Origin of the sequence: Streptomyces sp. AJS327, assembly GCF_013450295.1 — a bacterium.
GTDB lineage: Bacteria > Actinomycetota > Actinomycetes > Streptomycetales > Streptomycetaceae > Streptomyces.
The window spans coordinates 1,497,723-1,520,341 of sequence record NZ_SKBR01000002.1 but is presented as its reverse complement, the minus strand read 5'-3'; the positions used below and the strand labels follow the sequence as shown (position 1 = coordinate 1,520,341).

General features: G+C 73.1%; 17 protein-coding genes. 9 read left to right on the top strand and 8 right to left on the bottom strand.

Annotated features, from left to right (window positions below):
• Positions 1-96: 96 nt before the first annotated feature.
• Positions 97-597 carry a GNAT family N-acetyltransferase gene (locus tag E0L36_RS16140; protein ID WP_180929714.1) on the top strand — a complete coding sequence of 167 codons (501 nt, stop codon included), beginning with the start codon at positions 97-99 and terminating at the stop codon, positions 595-597.
• A 186-nt stretch (positions 598-783) separates the two neighbouring features.
• Here the strand turns inward: E0L36_RS16140 and E0L36_RS16135 are convergent, their stop codons facing one another.
• On the bottom strand, positions 784-2,016 hold the full coding sequence (locus E0L36_RS16135; protein ID WP_180929713.1) for a TetR/AcrR family transcriptional regulator: 1,233 nt from the start codon (positions 2,014-2,016) through the stop codon (positions 784-786).
• Between the two features lie 449 nt (positions 2,017-2,465).
• Between E0L36_RS16135 and E0L36_RS16130 the strand changes: the two genes are divergently transcribed.
• Positions 2,466-3,527, top strand: a complete 1,062-nt coding sequence (locus E0L36_RS16130; RefSeq protein ID WP_308416774.1) for a TIGR03617 family F420-dependent LLM class oxidoreductase — start codon at positions 2,466-2,468, stop codon at positions 3,525-3,527.
• Between the two features lie 158 nt (positions 3,528-3,685).
• Here the strand turns inward: E0L36_RS16130 and E0L36_RS16125 are convergent, their stop codons facing one another.
• Positions 3,686-4,429: a TetR family transcriptional regulator gene (locus E0L36_RS16125; RefSeq protein ID WP_180930051.1), complete on the bottom strand. Its 744-nt coding sequence runs from the start codon at positions 4,427-4,429 to the stop codon at positions 3,686-3,688.
• A 224-nt stretch (positions 4,430-4,653) separates the two neighbouring features.
• Here E0L36_RS16125 and E0L36_RS16120 point away from each other — a divergent pair, with 224 nt between their 5' ends.
• Complete coding sequence (locus E0L36_RS16120) at positions 4,654-5,439, top strand: electron transfer flavoprotein subunit beta/FixA family protein (RefSeq protein WP_180929711.1); 786 nt, start codon at positions 4,654-4,656, stop codon at positions 5,437-5,439.
• 457 nt (positions 5,440-5,896) lie between these two features.
• Positions 5,897-6,859, top strand: coding sequence for an electron transfer flavoprotein subunit alpha/FixB family protein (locus E0L36_RS16115; protein WP_180929710.1), 963 nt, complete (start codon positions 5,897-5,899; stop codon positions 6,857-6,859).
• 300 nt (positions 6,860-7,159) lie between these two features.
• Here the strand turns inward: E0L36_RS16115 and E0L36_RS16110 are convergent, their stop codons facing one another.
• The 6 genes from E0L36_RS16110 to E0L36_RS16085 all read right to left on the bottom strand — a co-directional run bounded on the left by E0L36_RS16110 (position 7,160) and on the right by E0L36_RS16085 (position 14,714).
• On the bottom strand, positions 7,160-7,471 hold the full coding sequence (locus E0L36_RS16110) for a putative quinol monooxygenase (protein ID WP_180929709.1): 312 nt from the start codon (positions 7,469-7,471) through the stop codon (positions 7,160-7,162).
• Between the two features lie 87 nt (positions 7,472-7,558).
• Complete coding sequence (locus E0L36_RS16105) at positions 7,559-8,182, bottom strand: glycerol-3-phosphate responsive antiterminator (RefSeq protein ID WP_180929708.1); 624 nt, start codon at positions 8,180-8,182, stop codon at positions 7,559-7,561.
• Between the two features lie 45 nt (positions 8,183-8,227).
• Positions 8,228-9,781 (bottom strand): FAD-binding oxidoreductase, encoded by a 1,554-nt coding sequence (locus E0L36_RS16100; RefSeq protein ID WP_180929707.1) that lies wholly within the window; start codon positions 9,779-9,781, stop codon positions 8,228-8,230.
• Positions 9,778-11,460: a glycerol-3-phosphate dehydrogenase/oxidase gene (locus E0L36_RS16095; protein WP_180929706.1), complete on the bottom strand. Its 1,683-nt coding sequence runs from the start codon at positions 11,458-11,460 to the stop codon at positions 9,778-9,780. The genes E0L36_RS16100 and E0L36_RS16095 overlap by 4 nt, the downstream gene beginning before the upstream one ends.
• 2 nt (positions 11,461-11,462) lie before the next feature.
• Positions 11,463-13,124 carry an FGGY family carbohydrate kinase gene (locus E0L36_RS16090; RefSeq protein ID WP_180929705.1) on the bottom strand — a complete coding sequence of 554 codons (1,662 nt, stop codon included), beginning with the start codon at positions 13,122-13,124 and terminating at the stop codon, positions 11,463-11,465.
• Between the two features lie 147 nt (positions 13,125-13,271).
• Positions 13,272-14,714, bottom strand: coding sequence for an MFS transporter (locus E0L36_RS16085; protein WP_180929704.1), 1,443 nt, complete (start codon positions 14,712-14,714; stop codon positions 13,272-13,274).
• Positions 14,715-15,585: 871 nt separating this feature from the next.
• Here E0L36_RS16085 and E0L36_RS16080 point away from each other — a divergent pair.
• The 5 genes from E0L36_RS16080 (at position 15,586) to E0L36_RS16060 (ending at position 22,543) form a co-directional block, all read left to right on the top strand.
• Positions 15,586-16,623, top strand: a complete 1,038-nt coding sequence (locus tag E0L36_RS16080) for an iron-siderophore ABC transporter substrate-binding protein (protein WP_180929703.1) — start codon at positions 15,586-15,588, stop codon at positions 16,621-16,623.
• A gap of 17 nt (positions 16,624-16,640) precedes the next feature.
• The gene (locus E0L36_RS16075) at positions 16,641-17,675 is read left to right on the top strand and encodes an iron ABC transporter permease (RefSeq protein ID WP_180929702.1); all 1,035 of its coding nucleotides are present in this window, start codon (positions 16,641-16,643) and stop codon (positions 17,673-17,675) included.
• 95 nt (positions 17,676-17,770) lie between these two features.
• Positions 17,771-18,787, top strand: coding sequence for an iron chelate uptake ABC transporter family permease subunit (locus tag E0L36_RS16070; protein WP_258016286.1), 1,017 nt, complete (start codon positions 17,771-17,773; stop codon positions 18,785-18,787).
• Between the two features lie 229 nt (positions 18,788-19,016).
• On the top strand, positions 19,017-19,991 hold the full coding sequence (locus E0L36_RS16065) for an SDR family oxidoreductase (RefSeq protein ID WP_180929701.1): 975 nt from the start codon (positions 19,017-19,019) through the stop codon (positions 19,989-19,991).
• Between the two features lie 299 nt (positions 19,992-20,290).
• Complete coding sequence (locus E0L36_RS16060) at positions 20,291-22,543, top strand: catalase (RefSeq protein WP_180929700.1); 2,253 nt, start codon at positions 20,291-20,293, stop codon at positions 22,541-22,543.
• Positions 22,544-22,619 lie beyond the last annotated feature (76 nt).

Below are 22,619 nucleotides of genomic sequence, written 5' to 3'. Positions count from 1 at the left end.
GCCGGGGCCCCGCACGTGTACCCGCGTACCCGTGTGCCGGAGCCGCTCAGGGGAGTTCGTTCGGTGGGCCACGGGGCGTGGCCTAGGCTGCGGAGGATGGTCACGCTGTCGCTGTCTCCGCCGTGCTTCTCCCCCGGTGAACTGGCCGAGGTGGTCGAGATGTACGCGAGCAACCCGGACTACTGGCGGGACGCGGGCGAGTACGACCCGGAGGAACTCGACCCCGCCCGGATCGAGGCGGATCTGCGGGCGGAGGTGGCGGCGCCGGGCTGCGCGGTCCTGCTGGCCCGCGACGCGGAGGGGGTCCTGCTGGGCCAGCTCACGCTGCTGGACCGGCATCCGGTCAGCGGTCACCCGTGGATCGCGCTGCTGATGGTGCACGGCCGCCTGCACCGCGCCGGTGTGGGGCGGCGGCTGGCCGCCGCGGCCGAGCGGCGCTTCGCGGACGCGGGAGGTCGGGCCGTCGAGCTGGCCGTGCTGGAGAACCGGCCCTCGGCGCTGGCGTTCTGGACCGCGCTGGGCTGGCGGGAGATCGACCGCCGTCCCGACGTGGCGCACGGCAGGCCCTGTGTGGTGCTGAGCAAGCCGCTGTGCTGACGGCCGCCCGCGGCCGAGTCCCCCGCGACCGTGCTTCCGTCCGAGCGGGGGCCGGAACGGGGACGGGGCGGGCCCGCGTTGGGCCCGGCGCCGTTCAACGACTGCCCGCCGTACGGGAGATGGGACCATCACGCGGACACGGCACGCCCGGAGGCCGAGGTGCGGCGCCCGTGGGCGGAGGGGGCGTCAGCCGAGCGGGTCGGCCGCGGCGGCCGGGCGCGGTTCGGCCGCCGCGCCCTCCGGGAGCAGCAGGGCCATGCCGATGTCCGTCAACCGCTCGGGCAGGTCGGCGCGTTCGCCCAGGCGTCCGGTACGGGCCGCGTTGTCGACGATGGTGAGGACGGCGCCGATCACGATCCGGGCCTCCGGCCGTTCCAGCCCCGGCCGCACCTGGTCGAGCACCCGCACCCAGAGAGCGAGGTAGTCGCGCTGGGTCTGGACGGCGGCGCGGCGTTCCTTCTCCGGCAGTTGCTCCAGTTCGCTGATGAGCAGACCGATGAGGTGGCTGTGGTGCAGCGCGAACTCGATGTAGGAACGGAGCAGTTGGTCGAGCCGTTCGCGCGGGGTGGTGGCGCGCGCGAGGGCCAGCGCGGTGCCGGCGCGGCGCTGCTCCCCGCCGCGTACGACGGCGGCGACCAGCAGGTCGGTCTTGCTGGGGAAGTGCTTGTAGATGCTGGGGCCGGAGGCTCCGGCGGCCTCACCGATGTCGTCGGTGCTGACCGACTGGAAGCCGCGTTCGTCGAAGAGCCGGATGGCCTCGCTGAGGATCTCCTCGCGGCGGGACATGGAGAGTTCGAGGTATCCGCCGCCTCTCGGCCCACGCCCCTCGGCCCCCCGGAACGGGTCGCCGAGCGGGCTGTACGCGGCGGACAGGGCAAGGCCGTGCAGCAGGTCCTCGAAGCGGCGGCGCGGCAGGGAGACGCGGTGCCCGGAGATGCTGCCGTACACCGACAGCACCGCCCAGGCGAGTAACTCGCCGTTCTGCTCGCTGAGTTCGGGCCGTACGGCGCGGATGAGGGTGCTGGTGCGGCTGGCGATGTCGCTGAGTGCCCGGCGCAGCTGGGCGCGCCGTTCGGCGGGCAGGTGCCGCGCCTCGCGCTGCCAGAGCGTCGCGGAGCCGCGCCGTTCCACCCCTTCGGCCGCCGAGGCCCACAGGTACGAGTCGAGGTCCGGTGCGGCGTCCAGCGAGGCGGCGATGGCCTCGATGGGCACGGTGACGACGTGCAGCAGCAGGTCGGGCTTGCCCCGGAAGTGCCGGTAGAGCGCGGGCGCGGTGATGCCGACGGCACCGGCCACGTCGGCGACCGACACGTTGTGGTAGCCGCGTTCGCAGAAGAGCGTCGTGGCGGCGGTGACGATCCGCGCCTTGCGGTCGGACGGTCTCCGCACGCTCTCCCGCTCAGACGCTGCTGCCCGCATCCCTCTCCGCCCCTCGCCGCGGTCCGCCGTCGCCGCGGACCGTCCCCAGGCTAGTACACCCCGGCCGGGCGCCTCCCGGAGCTTGACAATCCGAACGGACCCGAACTGGCCTCGGAACGCCGGGAGTCGAGCGTTCGAGCGGCCCACCGTACGGGCGCGGCCGCGGGCGGGCGGCGAGGTGACCGGCCGGAAGTCTGGCGCCGGAGCGTCAACCGCGAGGCCGTCGCGGGGTGTTCGTGCGCGGTTCGATGGCGGCTTCACGACGCGGGGCCGGACGCCGCCCCGTTGGGGCCCGTGCGCCGTCGGCGGCGGCGTACGCTGCTGCCCCGTCCTCCGCCGGGACGGCCGTCGCCACGACGGCGCGACCGTCCGCCGCCGGTGCCGACCGTGGGGCGGGGACGGTCGGCACGCCCGTCCGGCAGCGCCGCAGCGACCAGGGAGCACACCTCGTGACCGAGCACCCCGACGGCCCGCACCCACCCCTCCGGCTGGACCTCGCCGTCCCCGGTGGCCCCTCGGAGGTGGGCGTGGCGGCCGAGGTGGCCGAACGCCGGGGCCTGGACCGGCTGATGGCCGCCGAGACCGCGCACAGTCCGTTCCTGACGCTGGTGCGCGCGGCCGAACGGACCCGTTCGGTGGAGCTGGCCACCGGCGTGGCGATCGCCTTCGCGCGGACACCGATGAGTCTCGCCTACGAGGCGTGGGGGCTGCACGAGATGTCCGGCGGCCGGGCGGTCATCGGTCTGGGCTCGCAGATCAAGCCCCATGTGGTGCGCCGCTACGGGATGCCGTGGGACCGTCCCGCCGCGCGGATGCGGGAGTACGTGCGCGCGGTACGGGCGATCTGGCACAGCTGGCAGACCGGTGAACGGCTCGCGTTCCGGGGCGACTTCTACAGCCACACGCTGATGACCCCGGCCTTCTCCCCCGGCCCGCTGGCCGCCGGGCCGCCACCGATCCTGCTGGCCGGGGTCGGGCCGCGGATGACGTCGGCCGCCGGGGCCGTCGCCGACGGCTTCATCGGCCACCCCTTCACCTCGCCCGGGCATCTGGCAGGGGAGGTGCTGCCCCGTGTCCGGGCCGCCCGGGCCACGGCCGAGGCGGCGGGTGAGCCGTGGACGCGGCGGCCCTTCGAGGTGGTGGGCAGCGTGCTGGTGGCGACCGGGCGCACCGCGGAGGAACGCGCGGCCCAGCGCGCCGGGGTCCGTGCGCGTCTCGCGTTCTATGCCTCAACCCCCGCCTACCGCACGGTGGTTGATGCCCTCGGTCTGGGCGATCTCCAGGAGGAGCTGCACCGGCTGTCACTGCGGGGCCGCTGGACGGACATGGCCGGGCTCGTCGACGACGAGGTCTTCCGCGTCTTCGCCGTGGACGGAACGCCCGAGGAGGCTGCCCGGGAGATCCGGCGGCGGTACGCCGGGCTCGTCGACCGGATCTGCGTGCACGGGCCGGAGGGCGCGGATCCGTCGCCGCTCGCCGACGTCCTCACCGCCCTCCGCACCCTCCGCTGACCGCTCCCCCACCACGCGCCACCCCGCGCGGCCCGCTCGCCCCCGGTGGCGAGGTACGCGCCCGCGTCCGGGACGCTGACACCGGACAGCGGGGGATCGCGGGCGACCGCGCGGGCGACGGTACGGAGCGCCGGGGCCGGTGCTCCGGAGCGCCGGGGTCAGTCCGCGTCCAGCGCCGACCGAACCTGCCGCACCACCTGCCAGAGCGGCGCCTTCCGCGGGGCGACGACCACGACGACCTCCTCGTCCGCCACCCCGCTTCCGCTCCCCGCCCGGCTCCCCTCCCCTGTCGCGTCCGTCACGGCCCCCGCCCCCTCACCCGCCCGGAGCCCGGCGACCGGCGGCCGGTCCGTGCCCGACCAGGTCTCGATCACCAGCGCGAGCGCCCTGTCCACGGCGGCCTCGGCGTCCCCTTCTCCGCCCGAACGCAGCCACGAGCGCAGGCCGTTGTTGTGCGCCGCCACGACGGAGGCGGCCACGACCTCGGCGCGCAGCGCGCCGTCGGGGGTGCCCGCGTACCGCCCGCGCAGGTAACCGGCGAGGGTGCGCTCGTATCGCCGCACCACGGACAGTTCGTAGGTGCGCAGCCCAGGCACGTCGCGGGTCAGTCGGTAGCGCTGGACCGAGAACTCGGGCTTGGCGGCGTACATCCGCAGGACGTTCCGGGCCGCCTGGCAGACCGCGACGAGCGGGTCGCCCTCCGCCTGTCCCTCCAGGAAGACCGTCATCTCGGCCAGGCACCGTTCGTGGTCCGGGAAGACCGCGTCCTCCTTGGACGGGAAGTAGCGGAAGAACGACCGCCGTCCCACCCCCGCGCGCGCCACGATGTCGTCCACCGTGGTGCGCTCGAATCCGCGCTCCAGGAAGAGTTCGAACGCCGCGTCGGCGATCACCTCCCGCATGGAGGTCCGGCCCTGCGGGTCGGCGGACGGAGATCCGGGTGTCGCCCTGGGTTGTTCTCGCGCCTCTGCCATGCCGGGAACGTAGCACCGGACGAGCGATTTGGCACTGAGTTCCTTTACGGAGGGTACTGAGTGTCATATCGTCGCGGTACCAACCGCGTCGTCCCGGTACCCACCGCGCGACAGCGGGCCTATCGACCCAGAACGAGCACGAGGGAGTCGGCGTGAGCTTGAGGATTGTCGTGTGTGTGAAGTACGTGCCGGACGCCGCGGGGGAGCGGGGTTTTGATGATGACTTCGTGACGGATCGTGAGGGGGTGGATGGTCTGTTGTCGGAGTTGGATGAGTACGCGGTGGAGCAGGCGTTGCGGGTGGCTGAGGGGGTGGAGGGTGCTGAGGTGACGGTGTTGACGGTGGGTCCGGAGGATGCGGGGGACGCGTTGCGGAAGGCGTTGTCGATGGGGGCGGATCGGGCGGTGCATGTGGAGGATGAGGAGGTGCGGGGTTCGGATGCGGTGGCGTCGTCGTTGGTGTTGGCGCGGGCGGTGGAGAAGGCGGGGTTTGATGTGGTGATGTGTGGGATGGCGTCGACGGACGGGACGATGGGGGTGGTTCCGGCGATGTTGGCGGAGCGGTTGGGGGTGGCGCAGGTGACGTTGTTGTCTGAGGTGTCGGTTGGGGATGGTGTGGTGCGGGGGCGTCGGGATGGGGATGTGGCGAGTGAGGAGTTGGAGGCGGCGTTGCCGGCGGTGGTGTCGGTGACGGATCAGTCGGGTGAGGCGCGGTATCCGTCGTTCAAGGGGATCATGGCGGCGAAGAAGAAGCCGGTGGTCTCGTGGGATCTGGATGATCTGGATCTGGAGGCGGAGCAGGTGGGTGTGGCGGGTTCGCGTACGCGGGTGGAGTCGGTGACCGAGCGTCCGGCGCGGGTGGCGGGCACGGTGGTCAAGGATGAGGGTGAGGGGGCTCGTCAGCTCGCGGAGTTCCTCGCTGGTCAGAAGTTCATCTGACCTTGCCCCGGTGCCACGTCAAGAGCCACACGGATCACGAGTCCCTGGTGATGGGGCGCTGGTGATGGGGTGCCATCTGGCGGATGACGCCCGGTGGATGACGCTTGGTGGATGACGCCTGGCTGACCACGAGCCACGGCGCGACTCCTGAAACTACCAGCTACCAACTATCGGCTATCGGCTGTGGGCTGCGGTTGGCTGGTCGCGGGTGGCCGTGTCTGGGTGAGGCGTCGCGGGGTCAGACTCCGGGTCACGCTCCATGAGTTGTGGGTCGTGGGTTGCGGGCCGTGGGTTGTGGGTTGGGGTCGTTCCTTTCCTGTTTCCCTGTCTTCGTCCCCGTCCCGGCTCCGGTTCCGGTCTGGTCCGGCTCTGGTTCTGGCCTGGTTCTGGCCTGGTTCTGGTTTCTGTTCTTCGTTCTGTTCCTCGTTTCTGTCTTCGTTCTCGTTGGGAGAGAGTCATGGCTGATGTTCTGGTGTTTGTTGATCATGTGGATGGTCAGGTGCGGAAGCCGACGTTGGAGTTGTTGACGTTGGCGCGGAGGTTGGGTGATCCGGTGGCGGTGTTTGTGGGGTCGGGTGTGGAGGGTGCGGCTGGGGTGTTGGGTGAGTATGGGGCGGTGCGGGTGTTGGGGGTGGATGGGCCGGAGTTCGGGGAGTTTTCGGTGGTGCCGTTGGTGGATGTGTTGGAGGCGGCGGTGGGGGTGGTGGATCCGGTGGCGGTGTTGGTGTCGTCGTCGGCGGAGGGGAAGGAGGTCGCGGGTCGGTTGGCGGTGCGGTTGGGGTCGGGTGTGTTGACGGACGCGGTGGATGTGGTGGCGGGTGAGGAGGGTCCGGTGGTGGTGCAGTCGGTGTTCGCGGCGTCGTATGCGACGCGGTCGCGGGTGGTGGGTGGGGTTGCGGTGATCGCGGTAAAGCCGAACGCGGTGGCGCCGGAGGCGGTCGCGGGTGCGGGGGTGGTGGAGGAGTTGTCGGTGGTGTTGGGTGAGTTGGCGCGGGGGACGCGGGTGGTTTCGCGTGCGGCGCGGGAGTCGAGTGGGCGTCCGGAGTTGACGGAGGCGGCGGTGGTGGTCTCGGGTGGTCGTGGGGTGAATGGGGCGGAGAACTTCCCGGTGATTGAGGGGTTGGCGGATGCGTTGGGTGGTGCGGTGGGGGCGTCGCGGGCGGCGGTGGACGCGGGGTGGTATCCGCATTCGCATCAGGTGGGTCAGACGGGGAAGTCGGTGTCGCCGCAGTTGTATGTGGCGGCGGGTATTTCCGGGGCGATTCAGCATCGTGCGGGGATGCAGACCTCGAAGACGATCGTGGCGATCAATAAGGACGCTGAGGCGCCGATCTTCGATCTGGTGGACTACGGCGTGGTCGGGGACCTCTTCGAGGTCGTGCCCCAGCTGACCGAGGACATCAACCAACGCAAGAGCTGAACTCGCTTGCCTGTCCCGGCTGTCGAGAACCCCGGGCCGTACGGGACCTGTCCCGCGCGGCCCGGGGTTCGTCGTCGTGGGGACTCTCCCGGCGGCGCCGTTCTCCCGTCCCGCGTCACGCGTCAGCTCGCTGGGCTGAGTTCGCGGGTGACGGTCGCATGTGCGCTGTGGGGAGCGGCTGTTGAGGCGTGGCTCGTGTCCGTCCGTGGCGCGTGAACGGGGCGCGACGGCCGCGGGGCCGGGCCCCCGGCGAGGGTGAAGTGGTCGCCGGGGGCGGGGGGTTGGGTTTGGTGGAGTGGGTTACTGGGCTGTGGGGGGTTGCGGGGCGCGGGGGGTGTAGCTGAGGACCTCGCGGTCCTCCAGCAGGGGGACGACCTGGAAGAGGACGATGTGCTGGAAGTGCTCGGTGGCCCGGTGCGTCTCGAAGTCGGCCGCGGTCCGGTACTCCTCGTACAGCAGGATCGTCCGGGGGTCGTCGGTGGCCTGGTGGACCCGGTAGCCGAGGTTGCCGGGTTCCTGCCTACTGGCGGTGGCGACGGTGTCGAGCAGGGCGAGCACCTCGTCCTGCCGGTCGGGCAGGGTGCGGTAGCGGGCGACGACGACGTGGCTCATGGTCTGTTCCTCACGGAAAGCGAGTAGGGGCGGGGATCGGTGGGAGGTCCGGGGCGGCGGCCGAGTGCGGGCCGCCGCCCCGGACGGTCAGTGGAGTGGCGGCAGGTCGTCGCGGCGGAGTTCCCACAGCCGCGGGTCGGAGCTGGCGGCGGCGACGGCGCCGTGGCCGAGCGCCGCGCTGACGTCCTCCGGGGTACGGACGAACCCGGCGGCCACGTGCGGGCTCAGCGCGCGCAGCGACTCGCTGGTCATGTGCGGGACGATCGGCGCGGGCATGATCTCCACCAGGTCCGGAAGTCCGCGCGCGACGGAGTCGAGGTTCCGGCTGAGGTTGGACCGGTCGGTGACGAAGACCTTCTGCATGGTGAGCAGGCCGAGCGGGCGCCCCCGTTCGATCAGGGAGAGCCGGGTGCTGACCACCCCGGCGGCACCCATGTTCTTCAGGAACTCCAGCGCGCCCCGGTCCTGGGCGAGGCCGGGGCTGCTGTCGACGTTGACGAAGACGGTCTTCCCGGCCCGGCCCAGCGCCGGGACCACCTGCGGCAGCTTGCCGACCGCGACCGAGGCGAGGATGCACACGGTCGCGGGGGCGGTGAGGAACTGCCGGAGTGGCGAGACCCCCACGACCGAGGCGACGACCGGGACCTTCGCGAAGGCCGCGGACAGTCTGCGGTCGAGGGTGACGGCGCTGTGCCGGTGCTGGGGAGTCATGGCCTGCCCTGGGTCGTTACGGACACGTTCCGGCGGCGCCGCCGGTCAGCTGAGCGGCGGCGTCCCGAAACGGCTGGGAAGTCCCAGCTTGCCAGGGTTGAGCAGGCCCTCGGGGTCCAGCGCCTGCTTCACCGCGGCGAAGACCGGGAAGGCGGCGCCGAGGGAGTCGGCCAGGTAGGGGCCGCGCAGCAGTCCGCAGCCGTGGTGGTGGCTGAGGGCCGCGCCGTGCCGGATCAGTACGCCGTTGGCGGCGTCCCAGACGGACCGGTACCACTCGCGGCGCCGCTCGGGTTCCACGTCGCCGCGGAGCGAGAAGTAGACGCAGGCGCCGTCGGTGTAGGCGTGGGACTGGTGCGCGGAGGCGGCGAGGGTGCCGGGTACCGCCTGGATGGCGGCCACCACCTCGTCGTAGATGACGGGCAGGTCCGTCCAGGAGGCGGCCATCTCCAGGGTGTCGGCGACGAAGCCGGGGCCGGGGGTGAAGCCGTCCGAGGACTTGCCGACCAGCATCCGCTCGTCCAGCCACCGCTCGAAGACGACGGTGCTGTCGAGTTCGGGACCGTACTCCTCGCAGACCGCGCGGCTGACCCGCAGGACGGAGTCGACCAGCTCCGGGTCGCCCTCGTCGGCGATGAGCAGCAGGTTGGTCTCCGGGTGGTCGAAGTGCACCCCGCTCTCCAGCTTGTCGTACAGCCGGAGGACGGCGGGGGTGGCGCCGCGCTGGAGGATCCGGCGGCAGGCGTCCAGGCCCTGTTCGAAGGTCTCGAAGCCGAAGGCCAGGGCGCTGGCGTACTCCGGCAGCGGGTGGACGCGGAGGCGGACGGCGACGATGACGCCGAGGGTGCCCTCCGAGCCGATGAACAGCTGCCGCAGGTCGGGGCCGGTGGCGGCGCGCGCGTAGTCGCCGTAGGTGGCGCGGCTACCGTCGGCGTGCACCACGTCGAGGCCGACGACCATGTCCTCGATCTTGCCGTAGCGGGTGGAGAGCTGGCCCGCGCCGCGGCAGGCCACCCAGCCACCGACGGTGGAGATGGCGAAGGCGGACGGCCAGTGGCCGGTGGTGACGCCGTACTCCTCCTGGAGCTGCTGCTCGAAGAGGTCGCCGAACATGCCGGCCTCGACGTCGACGATGTGGGACTCGGCGTCGAAGGAGCGGATGGAGTTCAGCCGGCACAGGTCGAGCACGACACCGCCGAAGACGGGCAGCGCGGCGCCGGTGACGTTGCTGCGCCCGGCGGAGGGGGTGACGGGTATGCGGGCCTCGTGGCAGATCCGCAGCACCTCGGCGACCTGCTCGGCGTCGGCGGCCTCGACGATCACGGCGTCGGGGGTGGCCGGGCGGCCGTCGGTGTCCCCGATCATGGAGCCCGCCCACCAGTCGCGGGTGCGGGTGGCGACCTCCTCGCGGGCGGTGTGCACCGCGGCGGCGGCGGACCGCAGCCGCTCGACGACCTCCGCCGGGACGTGGACCGGCTGGTTCTGGAGGGCGGCCTCCCCCGCGCCGACCGGGGTGTTCCGCGCCCACTTGGACGGGGAGGGCGCGCCGGACACGTAGTCGCCCCGGTTGAAGGGGTTGGTGATGGTCTGACGGCTGATCATGCTGCTGCTCCTTCGGGTTCCTCGAACAGGACGGCCTTCTCGTGCCGTACGTCGGCCAGGTAGTCGGAGACCTGTCGCTCCACCTCTGCCCCGGTGAGTCCGAGTTCCCGCCCGAGCAGGGCGCCGACCTCGGGTGCGGCCTCGGCGGAGGCGTCCCGGGCGAACAGCCGGGCGCGCAGCCGCCGGGAGAGCACGTCGTCCACGGACCGGGCGAGTTCGGCGCGGGCGGCGTAGACGACCTCGGCGCGGGTGTAGGGCAGTCCGGCGACGACGGGCCGGGCGAGGTCGGGGTCCTCGGCGATCAGGTCGTGGACGAACCGGGCCTCGGTGCCGTAGCGCTCGCCGAGGTGCGCGGCGAGGCCGCCGGAGGCGGCGACGGCCTCCGCGTCGTACCCGGCGCCGCCCAGCAACGGGAGGCGGACGGTGCGGCTCCGGGCCTTGCGGCCGAGTACCCCGAGCACCTTGTCGATGACGAGTTCGCCCATGTGACGGCTGGTGGTGAGCTTGCCGCCGGTGACGCTGACCATGCCGGTGGGGCCGACGGTGATGTGGTGGTCGCGGCTCATGTCGAGCGTCGCGCCCTCCTTCCCGGCGACCAGGGGACGCAGTCCCCCGATGCTGCCGAGCACGTCGTCGGGGGTGAGGTCGGCGTCGAAGGCGGTGCGCGCGCCCTCCAGCAGGAACTCCATCTCGGGGCGGGTGCAGTGCACGTCGTCCGGGGAGCCCTGGTAGTCGTTGTCGGTGGTGCCCAGGACGACGGTGTCGCCCCAGCGGGTGCAGGTGGCGCGGCGGGCGCGGCCGGGTATGGGCACGGTGACCGTGCAGTCGATACGGACCTTGTGCCAGGGCACCACGATGTGCACGCCCTTGGCGGGCCGTACCCGGTCGGCGTGGCGTTCGTCGGCCATCGCGTCGACCCGGTCGCTCCACACGCCGGTGGCGTTCACGACGGCGTGGGCGCGGATCTCCACCTCGTCACCGTCGATGACGGCGCGGGCGCCGCGTGCCTTCCCGCCGGTGGTGAGGAGCGCGTCGACGCGGGCGCCGTTGAGGATGGTGGCGCCGAGCGCGGCGGCGGTGCGGGCGACGGTGAGGGTGAGGCGGGCGTCGTCGGCGCGGCTGTCGAAGTACATCAGCCCGCCGCTGAGGTGTTCGGAGCGGAGCGTCGGCGCGTGGGCGAGGACCTGGGGGACGGTGAGGCGCTGGTGGAGTTTGCCGATGCGCCAGCCGCCGACCAGGTCGTAGGTCCACAGCAGGCCCTCGAAGCCCTTGGCGAGGCGGGGGTCGAACACGCCCTCCTTCTCCAGGATGGGGAAGAGGAAGGGCAGCCGGTGGACGAGGTGCGGGGCGTTCTTCCGGAAGCGGTGGCGTTCCAGCAGCGAGTGGCGGACCAGGTTGACGTTGCCCTGCTCGATGTAGCGGAGGCCGCCGTGCACCATCTTCGAGGACTTCGAGGAGGTGCCGGAGGCGAAGTCGTCCTTCTCGACGAGGGCGGTGCGCAGGCCCCGGGAGACGGCGTCCAGCGCGGTGTAGACCCCGGTGATGCCGCCGCCGATGACGAGCACGTCGAACTGGTCGTCCGCGAGCCGCCGCTTGGTGCGCTCTCTGTCCAGCAGCAGGGCGCTGCTGCGGGTCGCGGCCGAGGCGCGCCCCGGGGTGCGGGCGGGCAAGGAAAACACAATCAACTCCTGCTGTCGCGGTGCGGCGTTCCGGCCGCGGGGGGTGCGGTGGTCTGGGGGCCGTCGTGGGCGGGGTCGGCCCGGGGTGGGTCGACCCGCGGCAGCGGCTCCCCGAGGTGGTCGCCGAAGAGCGCGTGCCAGGCGGCGCGGCCCTCGGCGCGGTCGTCCTCGTCCAGTTCGGGCTGGTAGGTCTGGCCGGCGGGCTGGGCGTGGACGACCTCCTCCAGGGAGGACCAGAGGCCGGTGCTGACGCCCGCCAGGTAGGCGCTGCCGCGCAGGCTGGCGGTGGCGGAGTCGGCGGCGCGTTCCAGGGGCATGCCGAGCAGGTCGGCCTGGATGCGCAGCAGCTGGTCGCTGCCGGAGACACCGCCGCCGACGGTGAGTTGGCGGAAGGGGGCGCCCATGGTGGCGGCGACGCCGTCGACGAGGTCGGCGACGGAGTGGGCGATGCCCTCCAGGACGGCGCGGGCGATGTCGGCCTTGGTGGTGGCGAGGCTGAGGCCGGTCAGCGCGCCGGTGGCCTCCGGACGCCAGAGCGGGACGCGGATCCCGGCGAGCGCGGGCACGAAGGTGGGGCGGTTCCGGCGGGTGCCGCGGCGGCCCTGGGCGGCGAGTTCGCCGATCTCGCGGGGTGAGCCGAACATGCCCAGCTCGTCGCAGAGCCAGCGGAGGGCGGAGCCGATGGTGGGGCTGTAGCCCTCCAGGCTGTAGCGGGTGGTGTCGCCCTGCCGCCAGCCGGGCTGGGCGAGGACGCCGGAGATGTCGGGTCGCGGCAGCGCGGGTTCGGCGCCGGTGGTGACGTCCACGAAGGCGCCGGTGCCGTAGACGCACATGCCATCGCCGGCGCGCAGGCCCCCGAGGGCCAGCAGCGCGGCGTGCTGGTCGCCCATGGAGGCGGCGAGCGGCACCGCGACGCCGAGGGTGTCGGCGTCGGTGACGCCGAAGTCGGCGTCGTCCGCGCGGAGGTCGGGCAGGAGCTGGGTGGGGAAGCCCTGGTGGCCGATCCACTCCAGGTCCCAGGCGTGTTCGCGCAGCAGGTAGCCGCCGGTGGAGCAGGCGTTGGTGGCGGTGGTGGCGTGCGTGGCGCCGCCGGTGAGCTGCCAGATCAGCCAGGTGTCGACGGTTCCGAAGAGGAGGCGGCCCTCGCGGTGGGCGGCGGCCACCTCGGGGCGCCGTTCGATCTGGCGGGCGGCCCAGAGGTAGGGGGCGCGGGAGCCGACGGGACGGCCGGTCCGGGCGAGCAGTACCTGGTCCCACTCGGCCTCGTAGGCGAGCATCTCGCGGGCGTAGCGGCGGTCCTGCCAGACGACCGCGGGCAGCAGGGGCAGGCCGGTGACGCGGTCCCAGAGGATGGCGGTGGCGCGCTGTGTGGTGAGCGCGACGGCGGTGACCTCCACCCCCTCCTCGCGGGCGTGGTTCAGGGCGCGGCGGCACACGTCGAGGGTGGCGGTCCAGATCTCCATCGGGTCCTGCTCGACGGAGAGCGGATCGGGGTGGCTGACCCTGATCGGCTGGTAGAACACCTCGTCGACGGCGCCGGAGTCGAGCACGACTCCGGCGCGGGTGCCGGTGGTGCCCTCGTCGACGGCGAGTACGCCGCGGCGGGCGCCGTCGGCGGCCCGCGGGGTCGTGTTCCGCGTGGTCGTCGTTGTCCGCGTGGTCATCCCAGCCCCTTCCTTCCGGGGTGCGCCGGGCGGCCGTCGTACCGGTCCGGCGGTGGTGTCCGGCCGGCGCGGCGGGGAGCCGCGCCGGCCACTGCGACTGCGTGTGGCGGTGTGCCGTACTGAGGTGTGCCGTGGTGGTGCGGCGGGTCAGCGGTCGTGCGCGCCGGTGGTGGTCACCGCGGGGGCGCCGTCGGCGGGGAGGGTGTCGTCCTTGTCGGGGGAGGCGTCGGCACGGGTGGGCTCCCAGCTGATGACCAGACAGGTGATCAGGCCGAGGAGCGGCACGACGGACAGCACGAGGAAGGTGTTGCCCAGGCCGAGCGCGTCCTTGATCTGCGGGAAGACGTAGAGCCCGACGACGCTGCCGAAGCTGCCGACCATGCCGGTGACGCCGGTGCCGAGGGCGCGGATGTCGCTGCTGTAGGAGAGCGCGGCGATGGACTTGCCGTTGGCTCCGGGGCCCGCCGAGTGGCAGAGGATGAACAGCACGGGCAGGCAGAAGGCGATGACGATCGGGGCGGAGCCGAAGGTCAGGCCCATCAGGACGAGGGCGACGAACACGCCGCCGAAGCCCCAGGCGGAACTCATCCGCAGGCCGAGCCGGTAACCCAGGTACGCGGAGGCGAGCCCGCCGCCGATGCCGACCGCGTTGAAGACGATCGAGCCCATGGTGGCCTTCTCGAAGCTGTCCCCGAAGATCGTCAGGCTGATCACCGGGAGGTACCAGCCGACGGCGAAGTACTGCATGCCCTGGGCGAGGGAGATCACCGAGGAGAGGATGGTGCGCGGCAGGTAGGCGCCCCGGAAGAGCAGTCCGGCGTGCCGGAAACCGATGGTGGGCGCCTGGGTGGCCGGTCCGGTGCCGTCCTCGGGCTCCTCCGCGACCGCGTCAATGCCGTAGATGCGCCGCAGGTTGCGCACCGCCTCGGTGAGCCGTCCCTTGCTCGCGAGCCAGGCGGGGCTCTCGACGAGCCAGATCGCCTGGAGGATCAGCAGGGCGGCCGCTATCACGCCGGCGGACCCCAGCGACCAGCGCCAGATGTCCTGTCCCACGTCGAGGTGGAAGAAGCCGAGCGCGAGCACCAGGTTGCTGGTGGTCGCCGTGTACCAGACGGCCTGCCACAGGTTGAGGCGGCCGCTGCTGGCCTTGGGCGTGTACTCGGCGAGCAGGGCCATCGCGACGGCGAAGTCGATGCCGTAGGCCATGCCGACCAGGACCCGGCCGAACCAGACGGTGGTGAAGTCCCCCGCGAAGGCGGCGAGCATCGCCCCGGCCACCGCCAGCACCTTGGCGATAAGCAGCGGGGGGACGCGCCCGATACGGGTGGCGAGCCAGCCACCGATGGGGTTGAACAGGATCGCCAGCGCGGGCGCGGTGGCGGTGAGGACCGATATCTGGGTGCTGGAAAGCTCCATCTGGTCGGTCATCGGGCCGAGGCCCGCGCTCAGTGCCGCGTTGGCGTAGGCGTCGAGGAAGAGCCCGCCGAAGACGAGGTACCAGGTCACGCGTGCGCGACCGGTGACGGTCCGGAGACCGTCGATGAGCGAGACGATGTCGGCGACGCCTTTGACGCTCGGACGTTGTGCCATGAATCCACCTTTGCGGAGGACCTGTTCGGTGACACAACGTGAAAAAAGCAGACACAGCGGAGCCACCGACAGGTGGTCTTTGTCTGTGCCTGCCCAGAGCTACGACAACGGTCGTAGCGGAAGTACGACCACCATCTAAAGGTTCGCGATCGGCGGCGTCAAGAGTTTCCTGAAGGTTCCCGCCATGTTTCCGCACACTCCCGGCGCCACGACCGAGACCCACCGGCCACCCACCCGACGGCCCCACCCCGTACCCCTCACGCCCCCATCCCCTGTCGCCCCCACTCCCCCACCCCTCCGTCCCGCCTTCCCGGTCATCGGTGGCCGGTGGGTGCGGTCGGCGGGGGTGACGGGACGGGCCGGCCGGGACGCGCGCGGGTCGGCGGAGCACCGGACCGGCCGAGGGGAACGGGGCGACGGGGACGGACGGAGGGGCGATGGCCGGAGGGGCGGCGGCGCGGGACGGTACACACCCGCTTCGCGGGCTTCGCACCGGCGGCGGGGCAGGGCGGCTCTGGTGCGGCCATGGGTTCCAACCGACCGCGGCGGGTGGGGGGAACGCGGGCTCGGGAATGAACGGCCGGGCCGGGGCGGGGAGTTGGGGTCACCCCCGTCGAGTGGAGCGCGGCGGGGCGGGGAGCCGTCGGGGGTGAGCCGGGGACGGTGGGGAGTTTCCGCTCTGGTGGGGCCAGTTGAAAGGGAATTCTTACTTAGCTTAGGCTTGCCTAAAGTGACTGCGCGTCCCGCCGGGGGCGTCCGTCCCCGTGAACGGATACCCCGGGCTCCGCCGCGTGACACCGCCCGGGCCGGTTGGCCGGGCCTCACCGACGGGAACGGCCCCACCGTCCCCACGACACACTTGAGGAACGCCATGCCCTCCTGGTCCACCCGCTTCCGTCGGCAGGCGGCCGTCGCCTCGGTCGCCGCCGCCGCTCTGTTCCTGGGCGCCTGCTCGTCTGACGACCAGGACTCCTCCAGCTCCTCCGGCAAGGGCGGCGGAGCGTTCCCGGTGACCCTCAAGAGCGCCCTCGGCGAGGCCAAGATCGAGGAACAGCCCGAGCGCGTGGTCACGTTGGGGCAGGGCTCCACGGAGACCGCCATCGCCCTCGGCCACACGCCCGTCGGTGTCGAGCGCTACGAGTGGGGAAGCGACAAGACGGGCTACCTGCCATGGGTGCACCAGGCGGTGAAGAGCCGGGGCGACAAACTGCCCAAGCAGTTCAAGGGCGGTGAGGAGCTCGACATCGAGGCGATCATCGAGCTGGAGCCGGACGTGATCCTCGCGCCGTGGTCCGGCATCACCAAGGAGCAGTTCAAGCTGCTGTCGGACATCGCACCCACCGTCGCCTACCCCGACAAGGCGTGGTCCACCAACTGGGACGAGCAGATCGAGCTGATCGCCAAGGCGCTGGGCAAGCCCGAGAAGGCCGACGACCTGATATCCCGCATCAAGAAGCAGCTGTCCGCCGCGGCGGCGAAGCGGCCGGGCTACAAGAAGCACTCCTTCTCGTACATCTACACCGACGGGCCGGGCACGCTGGGCGTCTTCCTGCCCGAGGAGCAGCGGGTCGAGATGGTCTCCTCGCTGGGTCTGAAGGTCGACCCGGTGGTGAAGACGTTCAAGGAGACCGAGGGCACCGACTCGGCGCTGATCGGCCTGGAGAACGCGAAGAAGCTCTCCAAGAGCGACCTGATCTTCACGTTCTACAGCGACAAGAAGAGCCGCAAGGAGATCGAGAAGCAGCCGCTGTACTCGAAGATCCCGGCGATCGAGCAGGGCGCGGTGGTCGCCAGCGAGACCAACTCCTTCGTCACCGCCTCCTCGATGATCAACCCCCTGACCGTCCCCTGGATGGTGGACCGCTATCTTCCCCTGATTGACAAGGCCGTCGCCGCACTCGACGACTGAGGGGCTGCATCCACCGGATGACCATCACCACACCCACCCAGGGGAAGGACGCGCCCGCCGGGTCACGCGCCACCCGGCGGGCGCTCACCCTGCTCGGCGGACTCGTCGTGCTCGGCCTCGCGCTGTGCGCCAGCGTCATGTTCGGCAGCAGCGACACCTCGTTCGGTGACGTGGTGGACGTGCTCACCGGCAGCGCCGACGCCGACACCACCACCATCGTGGAGAGCCGCTATCCGCGGACGGCGATCGGCGTCCTCGCCGGGGTCTGCCTCGCCGTCGCGGGCACCCTGATGCAGGGCGTGACCCGCAACCCGCTGGCCGACCCCGGGCTGCTCGGTATCAACGCCGGGGCGGCGGCCTCGGTCGTCGCCGCCACCGCCTTCCTCGGCGCCACCGGCAGCACCGCCTCGATGTGGTGGGCGCTGCCGGGAGCGCTGGGCGCGGGGCTGGTGGTGCACGTCATCGGCTCGGCGGGGGGCAGCACCAGCCTGGTCCGGCTGGTGCTCGCCGGGGCGGTGCTCACCGCCGTACTGACCGCCTTCGTGCAGGCGGTGACGCTCAGCAAGCCGGACGTGTTCGACAGCTACCGTTACTGGGTGGTCGGCGCGCTGGGCGGGCGGGACACCGACGTGCTGCTGTCGGTGCTGCCGTTCGCGGTCGTCGGGCTCTGCCTCGCGGCGCCGCTGGCGCCCGGGCTCAACGCGCTGGCGCTGGGCAACGAGTCCGCCACCGCGCTCGGCGCGAGGCCCGCGCTGGTCCGGGCCGTGGGGTTGCTGGCGGCCACCACGCTCAGCGCCGCGTCCACCGCCGCCGTCGGGCCGATCGCCTTCATCGGGCTGGCGGTTCCGCACGTGGTGCGGGCGCTGGTCGGGATCGACTTCCGGCTCCAGCTCGCGTTCTCGGCCATCGCCGGGCCCGCGCTGCTGCTGCTGGCCGACGTGGTGGGACGGATCCTGCTCAAACCGCAGGAGTTGATGGTCGGCGTCGTCACCGCGTTCATCGGCGCCCCGGCGCTGCTGTACGCGGTGCGCAGGATGCGGGGTGCCGCGTGACCGGACGGACAGCGACCGCGCGGCCGAAGGCCCCGGAGGACCGGGAGCGGCCGGAGGGCGGGGCGGCGCCCCTCCTCCCCGGGGGGCGCCGGTACCTGACGGTGGGCCGGGTGGTGGCGCTGCCGGTCCGACCCCGGTCGGTGGTGATCGCGCTGCTGATGCTGGTGCTGATCGCGGTAGCCGCCACCGCCACGCTCACGCTGGGGCGGCTGGGCATTCCGCTGGCCACCCTGCCGGACGCGATAGCCGGGAACGCCGACGGCAAGGAGGAGTTCGTCCTGGAGCGGCTGCGCGGCCCGCGGCTGGTGGTCGCGCTGGGCGCCGGGGCGGCGCTGGGGCTGTCCGGGGCGCTGTTCCAGTCCGTCACCCGCAATCCGCTGGGCAGCCCGGACGTCATCGGGCTCGCGGCGGGGGCGGGCGCGGGCGCGGCGATCGTGGCGCTGCTGCTGCCCGACACGGTGCCGGTGCCGACCGGCGCGGTGCTGGGCGCGGCGCTCGCCATGACCCTGGTGTACGTGTCGACGGGCAGCGGCTTCCGGAACCGGGGACGGCTGGTGGTGGCCGGTATCGGGGTGGCGTCGCTGTCCACGGCCGTCACCCAGTACGTGGTGTACGCGGTGGAGCGGGACAAGGCGACCGCGCTGACCTCGTACATCAACGGCAGTCTGGCCACCCGCTCCTGGGACCACGCCGGGACGATCTGGACGGTGCTGCTGGTCACCGTACCGCTGACGGTGCTCATCGCCCGGCGGCTGGACATCGGGGAGATGGGCGACGATCTCGCCACCGGGCTGGGCGCCCGGCCGAACAGCACCAAGAGCGTGGCGGTCACGCTGTCCCTGGTCCTCTCGGCCGGGGCGGTCAGCGTGGCGGGGCCCATCGCGTTCATCTCGCTGACGGCACCGCAGATCGCCAAGCGGCTCACCCGGGGCACCGGCCCGCACCTGGCGCTGGCCACCCTGACGGGCGCGCTGCTGCTGGTCGCCGCGGACCTCGCCGCGCAGCAGCTGCCGTACTTCGAGGAGCTGCCCGTCGGCATCTACACCATGGCCCTGGGCGGCGCCTACCTCGGCTACCTCCTGCTGCGCGAGTGGCGCAAGGGCGTGCTGTAGCGCGCGAGGTGGCGCCGGGCCGGGGTGGCCGAGCGAGGTGGCCGAGCGGGTGGCGCCGCCGCCGGGTGTCCGCCGTCCGCCGCACTCCGGGCGGGACGAACGCTGCCGGTCAGGCCATGCTCGGCGGGGGCGGGTGTGAGACGGGGGGCCGGGGGAACCGGCGAGGGGCGGGGCCCGCCCGGGCGCCGCGCCGGGGGACGCCGAGCAGCACCGAGGAGCGGAGCCCGCCATGGAGTCGTTGTACGGACTGTCGGCCCTGGTCACCGGCGGCTCGCGAGGGCTGGGCTGGCTGCTGGCGCGCGAGTGCGCGCTGCGCGGCTGCGCCGTCACCCTCGTGGCCCGCGACGCCGGTGAGGTGGAGGCGGCCGCGGCGGCGCTCCGCGCCCGGACGGGCCGCCCCGTCACCGGCCGGGTCTGCGACGTGCGCGACCGGGAGCGGGTGCGGGAGGTGGTCGCCCGTACCGCGGACGACCAGGCCGGGCTGGACCTGGTGCTGGCGAACGCCGGGATCATCCAGGTCGGGCCCGCGGAGGAGACCGGGGCCGAGGGCTTCCGGGACGCCATGGACACGATGTTCCACGGCACCCTGCACACCGCGCTGGAGACGCTTCCGCTGCTCCGTACGAGTCCGAGCGGCGGGCGCCTCGCGCTGGTCGGATCGGTGGGCGGCCTGTTCGGGGTGCCGCACCTGCTGGCGTACTCCTGCGCCAAGTCGGCGGTGGGGACGCTGGCCGAGGGCCTGCGCGCCGAGCAGGCCGCGCACGGCGTCAGCGTGACCGCCGTCCATCCGGGGCTGACGCGCACCGGTTCGCACCTGCGTGCCGAGTTCAGCGGGCGGGCGGAGCGGGAGTACGCCTGGTTCGCCACGCTGGCGGGCGCGCCGCTGCTGTCGATGGACGCGGAGCGCGCCGCCGAGCGCGTCGTCACCGGCGTGGCCAGGCGGCGCCCGCGGCTGGTGCTCACCCCGGCGGCGCGGCTGGCCGCCACGGCCCACGGCCTCGCGCCGGGCCTGCTGACCCGGGCCAACTCGCTGCTGGCCAGGGCGCTCCCGCGCGGCCGGGGCACGGGCGGCGGCCGGATCACCGGCGCCACCGCGAGCGCGTCCGACCCGCGGCCCCGCTGGCTGGCGGCGCTCAGCGCGCGGAACGAGCGCGCCGCCGACCAGTTCCGTGAGCGTCCGGCAGCCAACCGTCCCGGCGGCTGACGGCGGCACCGGCGCAACGGGCGGGCGCCGGACCACCGGCGGAACGGGGGCCTCAAGGGTGGGCGGGGCGCGTGCGGCGGCGGGCCGGGGCCGGTGGCTCACCCGAGCGGTGGCCGGGGTGCTGGGCAGGCGGGTGGGCCGGGCACGCCGCCGTGCGCGCGGCCAGCCAGCCAGGAACAACTCCGGGGACGGGAGGGCACCGCCGGGGGCGGACCGGTCGGGCAGCGGTTTCGACGACCGGGTACCGGTTACCCCGGCGGGACGGACGAGCAGTCCACCGGCGCGCGAACGGAGGAGCCGTGGAGTCGAGCGAGCAGGAGGCGCCGCACGGCGGAGTATCGGGTTCCCGGCCTCCGGGCCACCCGGGCCCGGAGGCCCCGCCGGTGGAGGAGCCCACCCGGCCCCGCGATCCGCTGCCTCCGAAGCCCGGCCAGTCGGGCCCGGGCGGCTACTCCCCCACCGGGCGGGCGACCGGCGCCGATCCGGCCACCCGCGCCCAGAGCGGCCGGTATCTGACGACCGCGCAGGGGCTGCGGCTGTCGGACACCGACCACTCGCTCCGCGCCGGGGAACGGGGCCCGGTACTGCTCCAGGACCACCACCTGCGGGAGAAGCTCACCCACTTCGACCACGAGCGGATCCCGGAGCGCGTGGTGCACGCGCGTGGCGCGGCGGCGCACGGCGTGTTCCGCGGGTACGGCACGGCCGCCACGGTCACCCGGGCCGCGTTCCTCGCCGCCGACGTGGAGACCCCGGTCCTCGTGCGCTTCTCCACCGTGCTGGGGTCGCGCGGCTCGGCGGACACGGTGCGCGACACCCGCGGCTTCGCGACGAAGTTCCACACCGCGCAGGGCACGTTCGACCTGGTCGGCAACAACGTCCCGGTGTTCTTCGTACAGGACGCCGTCAAGTTCCCGGACGTCGTCCACGCGGCAAAACCGCACCCGGACCGGGAGATCCCGCAGGCGCAGAGCGCGCACGACACCTTCTGGGACTTCGTCACCCTGCACACCGAGGCGACCCACCACACGCTGTGGACCATGTCCGACCGGGGCGTCCCCCGCTCGTTCCGGATGATGGAGGGGTTCGGGGTCCACACCTTCCGGCTGGTCAGCGCCGACGGGACGACGACGCTGGCGAAGTTCCACTGGAAGCCGACGCTCGGCGCGCACTCGCTGCTGTGGGAGGAGGCGCAGCTGCTCGGCGGCGTGGATCCGGACTTCCACCGGAGGGACCTGGCGGACGCGATCGAGAGCGGCGCGTTCCCGGAGTGGGAGCTGGGCCTCCAGACCTTCCCGGACACCCCCGAGCAGACCTTCGAGGGGATCGACCTGCTCGACCCGACGAAGCTCGTACCGGAGGAGCTGGCCCCGGTCCAGCCGGTCGGCCGGATGACGCTCACCGCCAACCCGCTCAACTACTTCGCCGAGACCGAGCAGGTCGCCTTCCACCCCGGGCACCTCGTTCCAGGGATCGACCTCACCGACGACCCGCTGCTCGCCGGGCGGCTCTTCTCCTATCTGGACACCCAGATCAGCAGGCTGGGTGGGCCCAACTTCGCGCAGCTGCCGGTGAACCGGCCGCACGCGAACGTCAACGACACCCTGCGGGACGGCGCGCACCAGAGCGCCGTGCACCGGGGTGTCGCCCCCTACCGCCCCAACTCCCTGGACGGCGGCTGCCCGTTCACCGCGGGCACCCGGGAGGGCGGGTACGTCGAGGTGCCGGTGCCCACGCCCGCCGCCACGAGGGTCCGCCGGGCGCCCGCCTCCTTCGCCGACCACTTCAGCCAGCCGCGCCGCCTCTGGCTGAGCCTGACCCCGGTGGAGCGCGAACACACCATCGCCGCCTACACGTTCGAGCTGAGCAGCTGCCGTGAGGAGGCCGTCCGCCAGCGGGCGCTGCGCGTGCTGGCCAACATCGACGCGGACCTCTGCGCGCGGGTCGCGGAGGGGCTGGGCCTGCCGGCGCCCGCGCCGTCCGCCCCCGCCGGGGAGGTCGCGCCCAGCCCCGCCCTCTCGCAGCTGGGCCGGGTCTGGCCGGTGACCGGCCGGGTGGTCGGCGTCATCGCGGACGTCCACACGGACCTGGCGACCGTGCGGGCGCTGCGGGAGTCGGTGGCCGGGCACGGCATGGTCGCGACGCTCGTCGGGCCGACCGCCGGGCACCTCGGCGATCTGCCGGTCGGCCGCACCTTCGCCACCGCCCGCTCCGTCACGTTCGACGCGCTGGTGGTGGCCGGGGTGCCCGAACCCGCGGAGGACGCCCACGGGACGCGGGACGCCCGGGCCGCGCCGCTGGAATCCGGCGGCGGCCACACCGACCCCCGGGTGGTGCGGCTCGTCGCGGAGGCGTTCCGGCACGCCAAGCCGATCGGCTGTGAGGGCGGCGGGGAGGCCGTCGTGACGGCGGGCGGCGCCACGGTGGACGCGCCGGGGGTGCTGGTGGAGAGCGATCCGGCGACGCTGGTCAGGGGCCTCGCCGAGTTGCTCGGCACCCACCGGGTGTGGGAGCGCTTCCCGGCCGGGGACGGCGGGCCCGCCGTCCGGTGAGGCCCCCACCGGCCGACGGCCCCGTACGGGCCCGTGCCCGGCGCCCGGGGGCCGCACCACCGACCGGCCCCACCAT

Bases quoted from the DNA above. Each gene is read 5' to 3' on its own strand.
- E0L36_RS16080 (WP_180929703.1), top strand. From the start codon at position 15,586: ATGCCCTCCTGGTCCACCCGCTTCCGTCGGCAGGCGGCCGTCGCCTCG.
- E0L36_RS16125 (WP_180930051.1), bottom strand. From the start codon at position 4,429: ATGCGGGAGGTGATCGCCGACGCGGCGTTCGAACTCTTCCTGGAGCGC.
- E0L36_RS16090 (WP_180929705.1), bottom strand. From the start codon at position 13,124: ATGACCACGCGGACAACGACGACCACGCGGAACACGACCCCGCGGGCC.
- E0L36_RS16065 (WP_180929701.1), top strand. From the start codon at position 19,017: ATGGAGTCGTTGTACGGACTGTCGGCCCTGGTCACCGGCGGCTCGCGA.
- E0L36_RS16135 (WP_180929713.1), bottom strand. From the start codon at position 2,016: ATGCGGGCAGCAGCGTCTGAGCGGGAGAGCGTGCGGAGACCGTCCGAC.
- E0L36_RS16110 (WP_180929709.1), bottom strand. From the start codon at position 7,471: ATGAGCCACGTCGTCGTCGCCCGCTACCGCACCCTGCCCGACCGGCAG.
- E0L36_RS16105 (WP_180929708.1), bottom strand. From the start codon at position 8,182: ATGACTCCCCAGCACCGGCACAGCGCCGTCACCCTCGACCGCAGACTG.
- E0L36_RS16140 (WP_180929714.1), top strand. From the start codon at position 97: ATGGTCACGCTGTCGCTGTCTCCGCCGTGCTTCTCCCCCGGTGAACTG.
- E0L36_RS16100 (WP_180929707.1), bottom strand. From the start codon at position 9,781: ATGATCAGCCGTCAGACCATCACCAACCCCTTCAACCGGGGCGACTAC.
- E0L36_RS16075 (WP_180929702.1), top strand. From the start codon at position 16,641: ATGACCATCACCACACCCACCCAGGGGAAGGACGCGCCCGCCGGGTCA.
- E0L36_RS16115 (WP_180929710.1), top strand. From the start codon at position 5,897: ATGGCTGATGTTCTGGTGTTTGTTGATCATGTGGATGGTCAGGTGCGG.
- E0L36_RS16085 (WP_180929704.1), bottom strand. From the start codon at position 14,714: ATGGCACAACGTCCGAGCGTCAAAGGCGTCGCCGACATCGTCTCGCTC.